This window comes from Streptomyces sp. NPDC102451, assembly GCF_044765485.1.
Classification (GTDB): Bacteria; Actinomycetota; Actinomycetes; order Streptomycetales; family Streptomycetaceae; genus Streptomyces.
Map to the genome: position 1 here is coordinate 593,929 of NZ_JBIWKD010000002.1, position 12,887 is coordinate 606,815.

11 protein-coding genes are annotated in these 12,887 nt (G+C 72.6%); 5 read left to right on the forward strand and 6 right to left on the reverse strand.

Annotated elements, in window-relative coordinates; genetic code table 11:
- Nucleotides 1-51: 51 nt before the first annotated feature.
- From ACIRD8_RS06140 to ACIRD8_RS06150, 3 genes are all read left to right on the forward strand, one after another.
- Nucleotides 52-3,543 carry a phosphodiester glycosidase family protein gene (locus ACIRD8_RS06140; RefSeq protein WP_403986794.1) on the forward strand — a complete coding sequence of 1,164 codons (3,492 nt, stop codon included), beginning with the start codon at nucleotides 52-54 and terminating at the stop codon, nucleotides 3,541-3,543.
- 254 nt (nucleotides 3,544-3,797) lie between these two features.
- Nucleotides 3,798-4,775, forward strand: coding sequence for a Gfo/Idh/MocA family protein (locus ACIRD8_RS06145; RefSeq protein ID WP_403986797.1), 978 nt, complete (start codon nucleotides 3,798-3,800; stop codon nucleotides 4,773-4,775).
- Between the two features lies 1 nt (nucleotide 4,776).
- Nucleotides 4,777-5,841, forward strand: coding sequence for a Gfo/Idh/MocA family protein (locus tag ACIRD8_RS06150; RefSeq protein ID WP_403986800.1), 1,065 nt, complete (start codon nucleotides 4,777-4,779; stop codon nucleotides 5,839-5,841).
- 121 nt (nucleotides 5,842-5,962) lie between these two features.
- Here the strand turns inward: ACIRD8_RS06150 and ACIRD8_RS06155 are convergent, their stop codons facing one another.
- The 5 genes from ACIRD8_RS06155 to ACIRD8_RS06175 form a co-directional block, all read right to left on the reverse strand.
- Nucleotides 5,963-6,373: a PTS-dependent dihydroxyacetone kinase phosphotransferase subunit DhaM gene (locus ACIRD8_RS06155; RefSeq protein WP_403986803.1), complete on the reverse strand. Its 411-nt coding sequence runs from the start codon at nucleotides 6,371-6,373 to the stop codon at nucleotides 5,963-5,965.
- Nucleotides 6,370-6,987, reverse strand: coding sequence for a dihydroxyacetone kinase subunit DhaL (gene dhaL, locus ACIRD8_RS06160; RefSeq protein WP_403986807.1), 618 nt, complete (start codon nucleotides 6,985-6,987; stop codon nucleotides 6,370-6,372). Before dhaL ends, ACIRD8_RS06155 begins: the two co-directional genes overlap by 4 nt.
- Before the next feature lie 58 nt (nucleotides 6,988-7,045).
- A complete protein-coding gene (gene dhaK / locus ACIRD8_RS06165) occupies nucleotides 7,046-8,038 on the reverse strand; it encodes a dihydroxyacetone kinase subunit DhaK (RefSeq protein WP_403986810.1) in 993 nt (330 codons plus the stop codon).
- A 322-nt stretch (nucleotides 8,039-8,360) separates the two neighbouring features.
- Nucleotides 8,361-9,557 carry a glycoside hydrolase family 26 protein gene (locus tag ACIRD8_RS06170; protein WP_403986813.1) on the reverse strand — a complete coding sequence of 399 codons (1,197 nt, stop codon included), beginning with the start codon at nucleotides 9,555-9,557 and terminating at the stop codon, nucleotides 8,361-8,363.
- A gap of 110 nt (nucleotides 9,558-9,667) precedes the next feature.
- Nucleotides 9,668-10,957: a cytochrome P450 gene (locus ACIRD8_RS06175; RefSeq protein ID WP_403986816.1), complete on the reverse strand. Its 1,290-nt coding sequence runs from the start codon at nucleotides 10,955-10,957 to the stop codon at nucleotides 9,668-9,670.
- A gap of 192 nt (nucleotides 10,958-11,149) precedes the next feature.
- On the opposite strand from ACIRD8_RS06175, the gene ACIRD8_RS06180 reads away from it, so the two are divergent.
- Nucleotides 11,150-11,626, forward strand: a complete 477-nt coding sequence (locus tag ACIRD8_RS06180) for a tyrosinase family oxidase copper chaperone (RefSeq protein ID WP_403986819.1) — start codon at nucleotides 11,150-11,152, stop codon at nucleotides 11,624-11,626.
- Between the two features lie 19 nt (nucleotides 11,627-11,645).
- Nucleotides 11,646-12,506 carry a tyrosinase family protein gene (locus ACIRD8_RS06185; RefSeq protein ID WP_403986822.1) on the forward strand — a complete coding sequence of 287 codons (861 nt, stop codon included), beginning with the start codon at nucleotides 11,646-11,648 and terminating at the stop codon, nucleotides 12,504-12,506.
- Between the two features lie 83 nt (nucleotides 12,507-12,589).
- On the opposite strand, the gene ACIRD8_RS06190 is transcribed toward ACIRD8_RS06185, so the two are convergent.
- Nucleotides 12,590-12,865 carry a chaplin gene (locus ACIRD8_RS06190; RefSeq protein ID WP_403986825.1) on the reverse strand — a complete coding sequence of 92 codons (276 nt, stop codon included), beginning with the start codon at nucleotides 12,863-12,865 and terminating at the stop codon, nucleotides 12,590-12,592.
- Nucleotides 12,866-12,887: the final 22 nt, after the last annotated feature.

A 12,887-nucleotide genomic window follows, 5' to 3' on the forward strand; every position in this document is an offset into this window, starting at 1 on the left:
GGCCGCCGACAGCGCGTTCCGCGCACAATCAGCTCCGCACCAGGAGGACTTGTGGGCCCTGGCACATTCCGCTCCACCCTGCGGCCGCTCGTGCTGCTGGCGACCGTGGTGGCGACGGCGGTCGGGGCCGTCGCCCCCGCAGCGGCCGACTCGACCCCGGACCCCCGCCCGCACACCACCGCCGAGATCCTCAGACCCGTCGCCCCGCCGGCCGCGAGCGGACCGTCCGGCCAGGCGGGATCCGTCGTGGACGGCGACGGCATCGAGACCGCCCGCGCCTCCCGCCCCGTAGCCCCTGGCGTACGTCTGAGCTCCTACGACCGCCTCGAGTCCGACAAGTGGCTGCGGGTCGACACCCTCTCGGTCGATCTGGACGGCAGCGGAGTACGCGCCGACTACCTCTCCTCGGGCAAGGTCGCGGACCGGAGCACGGTCTCCGAGCTCGCGGCCGGGCACGATCCGGGGAAGGGCCGCCGTACCGTCGCCGCGATCAACGCGGACTTCTTCGACATCAACGAGACCGGGGCGCCCCAGGGCCCCGGCGTCCGGGACGGCCGGACGGTCCACTCCCCGGCCCCGGGCGTCAACCGCGCGGTGGGCATCGGGCCGGGGAACGCCGGCCGGGTCCTGGAGTTGTACTTCGACGGCACGCTGACCCTCCCGTCGGGTACGCACGCGCTCGCCGCGTACAACGCGGCGAACGTACCGGCGCAGGGCGTGGGCGCCTACACCTCCGCCTGGGGGAGCGCCGACCGCGCCCTGACCGTGGACGACGCGAGGCCCGTCGCCGAGGTCGTCGTGCGCGACGGCAAGGTGGTCTCCGTGTCAGGCACCCCCGGATCGGGGCCCGTTCCCGAGGACGCCCTGGTCCTCGTCGGCCGTGAGGCCGGGGCGGACCTGCTGACCGCTCTGGAGCCAGGGGACCCGGTCGGCATCACCTACCGGGCACGCACCGACAGCGGAACCGTGCCCCGCACCGCCGTGGGCGGCCGTGAGCTGCTCGTCGTCGACGGAGTGGCACAGAACCACGACGGCGAGGGCAACAACACCGCGGCGCCCCGCACCGCCGTCGGGTTCTCCGAGGACGGCCGGACGATGCAGGTCATCACCGTCGACGGACGCCAGGCCGACAGCGGCGGCGTCACCCTCACCGAGCTGGGCGAGATGATGCGCGGAGCCGGCTCGTACAGTGCGCTGAACCTCGACGGCGGAGGTTCGTCGACTCTCGTGGCCCGGGCGCCCGGCAGCGACGCGCTCCAGGTCGAGAACAGCCCGTCCGACGGCAGTGAGCGCACGGTCCCCAACGGCCTCGCACTGACTGCCCCCGACGGCAGCGGGCGGCTCGAAGGGTTCTGGGTCGGGACCCGTACGCCGGCCGGTGCCGCCCCCGGCGACGACCCGGTGGCCGGGGGCCGTCCCGAGCGGGTCTTCCCCGGCCTGACCCGGCAGCTCACCGCGGCCGGATACGACGAGACGTACGGTCCCGCCGCCGGCACACCGCGCTGGCGTGCCGTCGACACGTCGGTCGGCAGCGTCGACTCGCGGGGCACGTTCACCGCACGCCGCAGCGGCACGACCGACGTCCGGGCGGAACGGGCCGGTGCCCACGGCGGAACCCGGCTCACCGTCCTCGACCGGCTGGCCCGGATCAGGTCCACCACCACGCGCGTCGGCCTGGCGGACGGGGAGGCCACCGGCACCTTCGGCATCGTAGGGCTCGACGCCCACGGCGCGAGCGCCCCCGTCGAGCCGGGTGACATCACCCTCGCCTACGACCACGCGCTGTTCGCCGTCGGCGACGACGGCCGCGGGTCCTTCACCGTCAGGTCCCTCACCGGCTCCGGAGCAGGACAGATCAAGGCCACCGTGGCAGGCGTGAGCACCGTCCTCGCGGTGAGCGTCGGCCTCGAGGAACAGCCCGTGGCGGACTTCGAGGACGCCGGCTCCTGGAAGTTCAGCCAGGCCCGCGCCGACGGCTCACTCGCCGCGACCCCGGACGGGCACACCGGCACCGGCCTCCGGCTCACCTACGACTTCACCCGTTCGACGGCCACGCGCGCCGCCTACGCGGCCCCGCCGCAAGCCGTCGCCGTACCGGGCCAGCCACAGGCGTACACCCTCTGGATCAAGGGGGACGGCAACGGCGCCTGGCCCACCCTGCACCTCAAGGACGCCGCCGGCTCCGACCAGCTGCTGCGGGGGCCGTACATCACCTGGACCGGCTGGCGGCAGGTCACCTTCGCGGTGCCGCCCGGTGCGGCGATGCCGCTGACGGTGTCCCGCTTCTACCTCGCCGAGACGGCCGCGGCCCGGCAGTACACCGGCGAGATCGTCATCGACGACCTGACCGCCCAGGTCCCGCCCACCGTGGAACTTCCCGAACAGGCAGAGCCCACCGACCCGTTGATCGACTCCGCCGCCGTCACCGAGGGCCGCGACTGGCAGTTCGCGGTGATGTCGGACGCCCAGTTCGTGGCACGCGAACCGGACAGCGCCATCGTCCGGCAGGCCCGCCGCACCCTGCGCGAGATCAAGGCGGCCCGGCCCGACTTCCTGGTGGTCAACGGCGACCTCGTCGACGAGGGGTCCCCCGCCGACCTCGCCTTCGCCCGCCGGATCCTCGACGAGGAACTCGGCGACTCCCTGCCCTGGTACTACGTGCCGGGCAACCACGAGGTGATGGGCGGGAAGATCGACAACTTCATCACACAGTTCGGTCCGGCCCGGCGGACGTTCGACCACGAGGGCACCCGGTTTGTCACACTCGACACGTCGAGCCTCAGCCTGCGCGGCGGCGGCCTCGCCCAGATCGAGGAGTTGCGGGCCCAGCTGGACGCGGCGGCGAAGGACCGCTCCGTCGGCTCCGTGATGCTGATCGAGCACGTGCCCCCGCGCGATCCGACCGTGCAGAAGGGAAGTCAGCTGAGCGACCGCAAGGAGGCCGCCCTCGTCGAACAGTGGCTCGCCGACTTCCGCCGTACGACGGGCAAGGGCGCGGCTTTCGTCGGCAGCCACGTCGGGGTCTTCCACGCCTCGCACGTGGACGGGGTCCCCTACCTGGTCAACGGCAACTCCGGCAAGGCGCCCGCCGGCCCCGCGGACCAGGGGGGCTTCACCGGCTGGTCCCTGATCGGCGCCGACCGCGTCACGCCCGGCGAACAGGCCACGGCGCGCCGGCAGCCCTGGCGGGGCGGTCCCGACTGGGTCTCCGCGCAGACCCGCGCGCACGTCGACGAGCTGGCCCTGGACGCCCCCTCCACGCTCGTCGCGGGCGAGCGGACGAAGGTGGGCGCGCAGGTCGTCCAGGGCGCCCGGACCGTGCCGGCGGCCTTCCCCCTCAGCGTGGACTGGACCGGCTCACCGAATGTCCGCATCGGGAAGGCGGACGGCACGCGCCCCCGTCACACCGCGGCTCTGGACCCCGCCACGGGCACGCTCACCGCGCTCCGGTCGGGTGCCGTCACGCTCGCGGTCACCGTCAACGGCGTGACCCGACAGGTACGGATCCGGATCGCGGCCGGGGCGGTGGCGCCCGCCGCCTGACGCTCCGTCGCCCACCGCGACACCGAGCGGCTCCCGGACCCGGTCCGGGAGCCGCTCGGTGTTTCCTTCGCCGGTCATGCGGGGCCCCGCCCCTTCCGGGCCCGGACCACGGGATGACGCGAAAGGTGGACATCAGATGTCTGATGTCTTAGGTTCAGAAGGAAGTCGAGTGTGAGGAGCAGCGTGTGAACTCCGGCCCTGTGCCTGGACAGAAGAGGTCGCCCGGACCCGGACGGCGAGGTGGCGACCACCGCGTGGCCGTCATCGGCGCCGGTGCCATCGCCCGCGACCACGTCACCGCGCTCGCGGGCGTCCCCGGCATGCGACTGGCCCATGTCGTGGACCGGCACCCCGAACGCGCCTCCGCGCTGGCCGCCCTCGCCGAAGGCGCCACCTGGTCCACCGACCCGGCGACCGCCTGGTCCGACGACATCGACGTCACCGCCGTCTGCACTTCCCCCGAGTCGCACGCCGACCTCTCCGTGGCCGCGCTCGCCGCCGGCAGAGCGGTCCTGCTGGAGAAGCCCGCCGCGCTGGGCGTGGCCGACGCCGACCGCATCCTCGCGGCCGCGCGGAGCGCCGGGCGGCCCCTCCTCGTCGCGCAGACGGCCCGCTTCCAGCCCGTCCACCTGGAGATCGCCCAAGCGGTCGCCGAGGGCGCGATAGGCACACCCCGCCTGGCACACCTCACCTGGTACACCGGGCACGTATGGCCCGGAGGCTGGCGGGGCTGGCAGCTGGACGCCTCCCGCTCCGGAGGCCATGTGGCCCACAACGGCGTGCACGCCCTCGACCTGCTGACCTGGCTCATGGACGACGAACCGGCCCGGGTCTTCGCCCGCCCCTGCCGTACCTGGGCGCCCGGCCTGCCGACCCCCGACAGCTTCCAGATCCTCGTACGCTTCGCCGGCGGCGCCCTCGCCACCGTCGAACTGTGCTACGCACTCGCCGCCCGCGGCACCTTCGTCCGCCGGCTCATGCTCTCCGGAACCTCCGGAACCCTGCACCACAGCAGCGAGGACGAGCCCCGGGCCCACACCGCGTCACCCCTCGCCCCCGCCTCGATCGAGGGGGCGATGACCGAGCAGACCAGGCACCTGCGCGATGTGCTCGACGGTGTCGCGGACCCGCTGACCGCACCCCACCAGGTACGTGCCGCCCTCGCCGCCGCCCTGGCGGCCCAGCTCAGCGCCGACGAAGGGCGCCCCGTGGACGTCGAGGAGGTCTGCTGAGATGAGGATCCTCATCGCGTCCGGGGTCCGGCACGCCCGCGACTACGTGCCGCTGCTGCGCTCCCTGCCCGGCATCGAGGTCATCGGCTGCGCCGACACCGCCGACAGCCCCTTCGCCGAGGACAGCGCCGCGCTCGCGAGCACGACGGGCGTCCCGCTGCTCGACCTCGATCAGGGCCTCGCCTCCTGCGACATCGCCCTGGTGTGCAGCGAACCCACCCGCCACGTGGACCTCGCGGTCCGGGCGCTGGAGGCGGGACGCCACGTGGTGGTCGACAAGCCCGCCGCCACCGGCACCCGCGACGCGGAGCGTCTGTGGGACGCGGCAGACCGCTCCCGAGGACTGCTCACCGCCGTGCACCGGCTCCATTCCCCGCAGATCGCCCGCGCCCGGCGCATCGTGGACTCCGGTGCGATCGGTCTGCCCCTGGCTGTCGACGCGGAATGGCTCGCGGCGGGCGGACTGGACGGAAGCACCGTCGAGCGCCCCGAACTCGTCTGCGACCCGGCCCTGTCCGGCGGTGGCGAACTGATGAACTTCGGGTGGTACCCCGCCCTGGCGATCCGTCATCTGACCGGCCTGGAGGTGGAGGAAGTCGTCGCCTTCAGCAGCGGCGGGTCCCACGGCCCGCTCTTCGACGGCCCGCACGGTGCCTACGGCGTCGAGGACGCGGCCGTCCTCTCGCTCCGCCTGCGCAACGGGGTGGTGGCGACCGTCACCGTCGCCCGCACGCCCGCGGGCGTGGGCCCGGCCCCCGTCTCGTCCAGCCTGCGCGTGCTCGGCTCGCACGGCCATCTGCTCGCCGAAGAGGACGCCCCCTCGGTCACCGTGCGCGAGGCGGGCGGCGGATTCGTTTCCCGCCAGGCCGGCGGGCCCGCCGGCCTGACCGCGCTACGACGGCTGTTCACCGGGTTCTGCGAGGACATCCAGCACGGACGTACACCGCTGGTGACGGCGGCCGACATCCACGCGGCCGTCGCGGTGGTCGAGGCCGGACTGTCCTCCGCCCACCTGGACGGAGCTCCGGTCAGCCCCGCTGTCCGCACGGGCACACCGACGGCCTGACACCGCCGCGCCGACCGTGGAGACCCGGGCCGGCCCCGGCGGCACGGCCCAGTCCGGTGCGGTCCGGTCCGCGGGCGACCACCCGCGCGCCGGCTCCCCACGGGGCGGCCGGCGCGCTCCCTCATGCCTTCCGGTAGCCGTACGCGTCCGTGGCCGCCGCCTCCACGGTGTCCAGGTCACCCCCCGCCGACGCCGTCACCAGCGCGGCCACCGCACCCTCCACGAAGGGGGCATCCACCAGCCGCGCACCCTCGGGCAGTTCATTGCCCTCGGCCAGCATGGACTTCACGGTGAGCACCGCGCTCCCGAGGTCCACGAGCAGCGCGACCCCCACCCCCCTGTCCACCGTCCTCGCCGCCTCGGCGATCAGCTCCTCGCTCGTCCCCAGGCCACCGGCCGAGGTGCCCCCCGCCGCCGCCACCGGTGCCGTCGCGCCACCGGCCGCCAGCCCTCTGGCCAGCTCGACCACGGCCTCCGCCACCGGGCCGCTGTGCGAGACCAGCACTATGCCGACCTGCTTCTCCTCGCTCATGCGTCGCCTCCGCCGCTCGCTTCCGCAGCCTCGGCGAGCGCCCCGACCAGCAGCGCCGACGAGGCGGCCCCCGGGTCCTGGTGCCCGATGCTGCGCTCGCCCATGTAGCTGGCCCTGCCCTTGCGCGCCTGCAGCGGAACGGTCGCCAGAGCGCCGGCCAGCGCCGCGTCACGGGCCTCTTCGAACGAGGAGCCCAGCACCTCGACGGCGGGCAGCAGCGCGTCGAGCATCGTCTTGTCCCCGGCCTGCGCCCCGCCGAGCTGTGCCACCGCCGCGACACCCGAGCCGAGGGCCTCAGCCAGCTGACCCCGCGTCACCTCCGTCGCGTCGTCCAGAGCCTTTCCGGTGCGGCGCAGCAGCGTCCCGTACAGCGGCCCGGACGCCCCGCCGACGGTCGAGATCAGATGGCGGCCGACGAGCGTCAGCACCGCTCCCGGTGTCGCGGGCGCCGCCTTGTCGAGGACCTCGTCCACCGCCGCGAAACCGCGCCGCATGTTGCTCCCGTGGTCGGCGTCCCCGATGGCGGCGTCGAGCTCGGTCAGCCGGTCCGCCTCACGGTCGACGGCAGCCGCGGTGGCGGCCATCCAGCGACGGAAGAAATCGGTGTCGAGCACAAGATCTCCTGTTCCTCACACACGGGTGGAAAGTCCGTACACACGGTGGAAGGCCCGGTCACCGTCCCCAGCGGAGCGCGGGCGTCTGTACCGGTGCGTCCCACAGCCGCACCATCTCCTCGTCCACCTGACAGAGCGTCACCGAACAGCCTGCCATGTCGAGGGACGTCACATAACTGCCCACCAGCGTACGAGCCACCGCCACACCCCGCTCCGACAGCACCCGCTGCACCTCGGCATTGAACCCGTACAGCTCCAGCAACGGCGTCGCGCCCATCCCGTTGACCAGCACGAGCACGGGGCCGCTGGGCCGGAGATCCTCCAGCACCGCGTGGACCACGACGTCGGCGATCTCCCCGGACGTCATCATCGGCCGGCGCTCCCGGCCGGGCTCGCCGTGGATGCCGATCCCCAATTCCAGTTCACCCGGGGGCAGATCGAACGTCGGTGTGCCCTTCGCCGGAGTGGTGACGGAGCTGAGCGCCACCCCGAAGCTCCGCGAGGACTCGTTCACGCGCCGGGCCATGGCCTCCACCCGCTCCAGCGGCGCCCCCTGTTCGGCGAGGGCGCCGGCCAGCTTCTCGACGAACAGCGTCGCCCCGGTGCCGCGCCGTCCGGCGGTGAAGGTGCTGTCGGCCACCGCCACGTCGTCGTCGACCAGGACCCGGGCGACCTGGACGCCCTCGTCCTCGGCCAGTTCGGCGGCCATGTCGAAGTTCAGCACGTCACCCGTGTAGTTCTTCACGACGAACAGCACGCCCGCGCCGCTGTCGACCGCGGCGGCCGCCCGGACCATCTGATCGGGCACCGGCGAGGTGAAGACCTCCCCGGGGCACGCGGCGGACAGCATCCCGGGCCCGACGAACCCCGCGTGCAGCGGCTCGTGCCCGGAGCCGCCGCCCGATACGAGTCCCACCTTCCCGGCCACCGGGGCGTCGCGCCGGACGACGAGACGGTTCTCGGCGTCCACGACGAGCTCCGGGTGGGCGGCGGCCATTCCGCGGAGTCCGTCCGCGACGACGGTCTCCGGCACGTTGATGAGCATGCGCAACGTTTCCTCCTGGGGAGAGCAACGGCGGGCCGCTGATGCTGCCCGGCCGTCGGCGTGGATCCGGTTCTCCGGTCTCAGGTCGTTCGGAACCCAGTATCGGAGAGACCGGGGTGATCGGGAAGCGACGCGTCGGACGACCGTGCAACCCGCCGCCCGGTCACGCGCAGGGACCACTGCCCCGCCGGTCTCCCCGAGCCGCGGCGCAGGCGAGCCACACGCCGAAGGTCCGGCTGCCCCCGGTCAGCCGGACGATGCACGGCAGGTGGCGCGGCATCACATGGACCCGCGGGAGCTCGTCCGGGGCACCGCGGGAGAGCCGCCCTCAGCCGCCCACGCAGAACTCGCGGCCGCTGAGCCACTGGCCGAACCAGTCGCCCAGCGGGATGGTGAAGCACCATCCGGACTCGTTCGTGTCCGGTGCGGGAACCGTCGGCGCGGGCTTGTCGGGCTTCGGTGCCGTCGGTGTCCCGCTCGGCTCCGGAGCGGGCGCCGAGGGCTCCGTCGCATTCGGCAGGCCGCTCAGCATCTCGCGGTACACCCGGGACGACTCGGGGTTGTCGGAGCACTGCCACACCCCGTGCGGACAGTAGTCCGTGATCGTCTGGTACACCGGCTTGTGCCGTTCGATCCACTCCAGCATCCGGCGCATGTACTCGGGGTTGTCGCCGTTGCGGAACAGCCCCCACTCCGGGAACGAGATCGGCTTGCCGCGCTCGGCCGCGAAGTCGACCTGCTTCTGCAGGCCGTACGGTTCGTTCACCTGCTCGTCGAAGGTCCGCGCCGGAGGCTGGTCGTAGGAGTCCATGCCGATGATGTCCACGACGTCGTCGCCCGGGTAGCACTCGGTCCAGGGCACGGCGTCCCGCCCCCTGCTCGGTGCGAAGTCGAAGCGGAACTCCTGGCCGGACACGGACCTCATCGTGGTGACGATGCGCTTCCAGTACGCCCTCCACGCGGCGGGATCGGGACCGCACCGGTGGGTGTACGTCGTCCCGTTCATCTCCCAGCCGAGGACGATCACCGTGTCCGGGATGCCCAGCATGACCAGACGCTCGGCCAGGCGGCGGAAGTGCTCGTCGAACCGCCCCTCGGCGCCCGCCCGCAGCAGGCCGCGCACCTCGCCGTCGGGGACATGCCCCTCGTTCCGCTCCAGCATCGGCGTGTTGAGTACGAACATCCGGTCCTCGGCCGCTCTCCGCCAGGCCGCCCACGAGGCGAGGAAGCCGGGGCTGCCCTCGATGTTCTCCCACACGTCGCCCGGAAGATAGCTGTGCCCGACGCGCATCTCCGTACCGCCGAGCCAGCGGGACAGCTCTCCCATCCGCTGCACGCCCTTCGGCCCGTAGTCCAGATAGGCCCCGATGGCGGTCGTCGTGGCCGGATCCGGCGCCTGCTGAGCCACGCCCTTGCCGGCCTGGGTGTCCGCTGCGTCACGATCGGCGATGACCGCACCGCCGACGAGGAGGCAGAGCGCGGTCGCCCCGACGCCGACCTTCATGAAACGGCGCTGTACGGGCACGGCTCCTCCTTGGATTACGGCCTGACTCCGACCCTGCCGACCCTAAGGAAAAACATTCAACAATGGGCTGTGGGCCGTCCGTGAATAGACCATTCGCGACACGCGTCGGTTCAGAGCGATCCATTCGGGTGACACATTCCGAAGGTGAAAGGAAGGGAACGGACGCGGTTGTCGAAATTCGAATCGACCAGATCCGGTTCCCCCGCAGCCCTGACGCCTCCCTGCCGCGTGAGCATTTCGCGGAAGAGGGTCTTCAGCTCCAGCTTCGCGAGATGAGCCCCCAGACAGTGGTGAGGGCCCCCGCCGCCGTATCCCAGGTGCGGATTGGGCGAACGGGTGATGTCGAAGGAATCGGGGTCCTCGAATACGGACGCGTCGCGGTTCGCGGACGCGTAGAGGAGCACGACCTTCTCCCCGGGCAGGAAGACGTGACCGCCGAGCGTGCATTCGGCCGCCACCGTCCGGCGGAACTGGATGATCGGCGTCGAGTGCCGGACGATCTCCTCGACCGCGCCGTCGGCGTAACGGTCGAAGTCGGACTCCAGGAGGGCCCGCTGCTCCGGATGCTCCGTCAGCAGGACCAGCCCGTGGGCGATCGCGTTCCGCGTGGTCTCCACCCCGGCCACGAGCAGCAGGGAGAAGAACGCGCCGAGCTGACGCGAGGACAGCGCCAGTCCGCCGACGTCGGCGCGGACGAGTGCCGAGATCACGTCGTCCGCCGGGACGCGGCGGCGCTCCCGGGCGATGCCCGCCATCTCCAGCTGCATGCGGGCCAGGGAGCGCAGTCCGCGCCCGGGGATCCGCAGCCTGGCGCGGCCACGCCGCTGTACCCCGACGTACTCCGACGCGTGGTCGATGCGCGCCGCGATCCGGGCCCGATGGCGCCCGGGGATGCCCATGAGGTCGCAGATGACCTCGAACGGCATGCGGGAGGGCGCCGAGCGCATGAAGTCACCCGGCCCCCCGGCGACCATCTCGTCCACGAGCCGCCGGGCGACGGCGCCGATGTTCTCCTCGGCGGCGGCGAGCAGCCTCGGCGTGAAGGCGCGGGAGATGGTCCTGCGCAGCCCCGCGTGCTCGGCACCGTCCATGTTGACCATGGAGTTGCCGAACACCGCCTTGGCCCAGGGAGCCGGTTCCGGAGTCGTGACCCCCGGTGCGCTGGCGAAGACCTGCGGCTGCCGGCTGGCCGCCTTCACGTCCGCGTGCCTCACCACCGCGTAGAACGGTGTGCGCGACCCCGTACGAGGAGTGAAGCGGACCGGTGCGTCCAGCTCCCTCAGCCGGGCGAACTCGGACAGCCGCCGGGACCGTGGCAGCCGCCAGAACGCCGGGTCGGCCAGATCGGCTCCGGCCGTCGCTCGCACACGGACCGCGGGCACCTGTGTCGGCACGTTCATGCACAACCTCCGGGAGTTCGGAGGGCCATGCTCACCCGGCGGACGCCGCCGTACGGCCGACACGTCCGGAGAGCGCCGCGGAATTCCCACGGTCGCGTGATGTCCTGCGGATGAGAACCGTTCGCGCACCGTCTCGTTGCCCACTCGAGCGAGACACCTCGCAGCAGCGGACGAGAGGGAGGTACACCCACCATGAATCCGACCGACGGCACGAGCACGGAACCGGAGCGGTCCCGCGCCCCGCGGCCGGCCCGCCGCGCGGTGCTGCGCACCGCCTTCACCGCAGCCGTGATCGCCGGGACCGGCGGCGCGCTCGCCCCGGTCCTCCTCGGGGCCCAGGGGCCCGCAGGCGCCTCCCAGGAGCGCGACGCAGTGGGGCCCGAGCGATTCTCCGAGCTGTACAAGGGCCGCGAGATCCGGGGCACGGTCACGGTCATGGTGCCGGCCGGCGCACACCCGCACGCCGACGGGTCAGGAGCCGCCGCGGCACCCGGCACCGAGGTCAGCGTCGACGGGAGGGCGCTGCACGTGATGAGGCGCGCCGACGGGAGCTATCTCAGCACCGTCAACCACTACGAGTCGTTCCCCACCCTCCTCGCGACGGCCCGCGCTGCGGTCGACGAACTCGGCACCGCACAGCTGCCGGCCGCCTCCCCGCACACCATCTGAGCCTTAAGGACGAGCACGCGTGTACAGCCGCAAGAACCAGCGTGACCTCACGCGCACCGAGAAGAAGCGTCTGGTCGACGCGATCCTGGAGCTGAAACGAACGGGCCGCTACGACGACTTCGTCAGCCTGCACCGGCAGTACTACGTCACCGACGCCGAGAGCAGGCCACGGCCCGCCCACATGACCCCGTCCTTCCTCCCCTGGCACCGCAGATATCTCCTGGAGTTCGAGGAGGCGCTGCAGGCCGTCGATCCCCGAGTGTCGATCCCCTACTGGGACTGGACGAGGGACAACACGACGAGCTCGTCGCTCTGGGCGGAGGACCTCCTCGGCGGCAACGGCAGGCCGGGGGACCGGCAGGTGATGACCGGGCCGTTCGCCTACCGTCAGGGGAACTGGCGGATCAGCGCCGCAGTGACCGACGACCCCTTCCTGCGGCGCAACTTCGGCCGGCCCTCCGCGCCCGTCACGCTGCCCACGGCGGCGGACGTGGACCGTGCCCTGAGCGACCCGGTGTACGACGCCGCGCCCTGGAACAGCCTCAGCACCACCGGCTTCCGGAACGGGCTCGAGGGCTGGGGCATCAGCGGGGGCCCCGGGGTGGCCAACCACAACCAGGTGCACCGCTGGATCGGCGGGTCGATGGCGGGCGCCGCGTCGCCCGACGACCCGGTCTTCTGGCTGCACCACGCCTTCATCGACCTGCTGTGGGCCCGCTGGCAGCAGGCGCATCCGGGCTCCCGCTACCTGCCCGCCCGAGAGCTCCCCGCCGACGATCCGCAGCGGGACCGGATCTTCGCGCTCGACCAGCCCATGCCGCCGTGGGACGTCGCGCCGTCGGAGTTGATGGACCACAGCAGGCACTACCGGTACGTCTGAGCGGCGCCCCGCCGAACGGGGACGGGCCTCCTCCCGCCGCGCGGAACGCGGAGGGAGGAGGCCCGGACGGTGCCTCGGGGAGATCAGTGGCCGTAGCCGTGGTCGCCCTCGTGGCTGTCCGAAACGTTCACGCAGGTGTTGCCGAACGCCGGGTTCAGCAGGGCGATCACGTTCACCGTGTTGCCGCAGACGTTGACCGGGATGTGTACGGGCACCTGGACGGCGTTGCCCGAAACGACGCCGGGGGAGTGGGCCGCGACGGCCTCCGCCCCGGAGTCGGCGGTAGCCATGCCGGCACCGCCGGCGATCAGGGCACCGGTACCTGCCATGACGGCGGCCACCTTCGAGATACGCGACATCAGTTCTCCTTGAGAGGGGTGA

What these genes read in the sequence shown, in the direction of transcription:
- ACIRD8_RS06150 (WP_403986800.1), top strand. Translation starts at nt 4,777, where the DNA reads ATGAGGATCCTCATCGCGTCCGGGGTCCGGCACGCCCGCGACTACGTG.
- ACIRD8_RS06175 (WP_403986816.1), bottom strand. Translation starts at nt 10,957, where the DNA reads ATGAACGTGCCGACACAGGTGCCCGCGGTCCGTGTGCGAGCGACGGCC.
- ACIRD8_RS06155 (WP_403986803.1), bottom strand. Translation starts at nt 6,373, where the DNA reads ATGAGCGAGGAGAAGCAGGTCGGCATAGTGCTGGTCTCGCACAGCGGC.
- ACIRD8_RS06180 (WP_403986819.1), top strand. Translation starts at nt 11,150, where the DNA reads ATGAATCCGACCGACGGCACGAGCACGGAACCGGAGCGGTCCCGCGCC.
- ACIRD8_RS06190 (WP_403986825.1), bottom strand. Translation starts at nt 12,865, where the DNA reads ATGTCGCGTATCTCGAAGGTGGCCGCCGTCATGGCAGGTACCGGTGCC.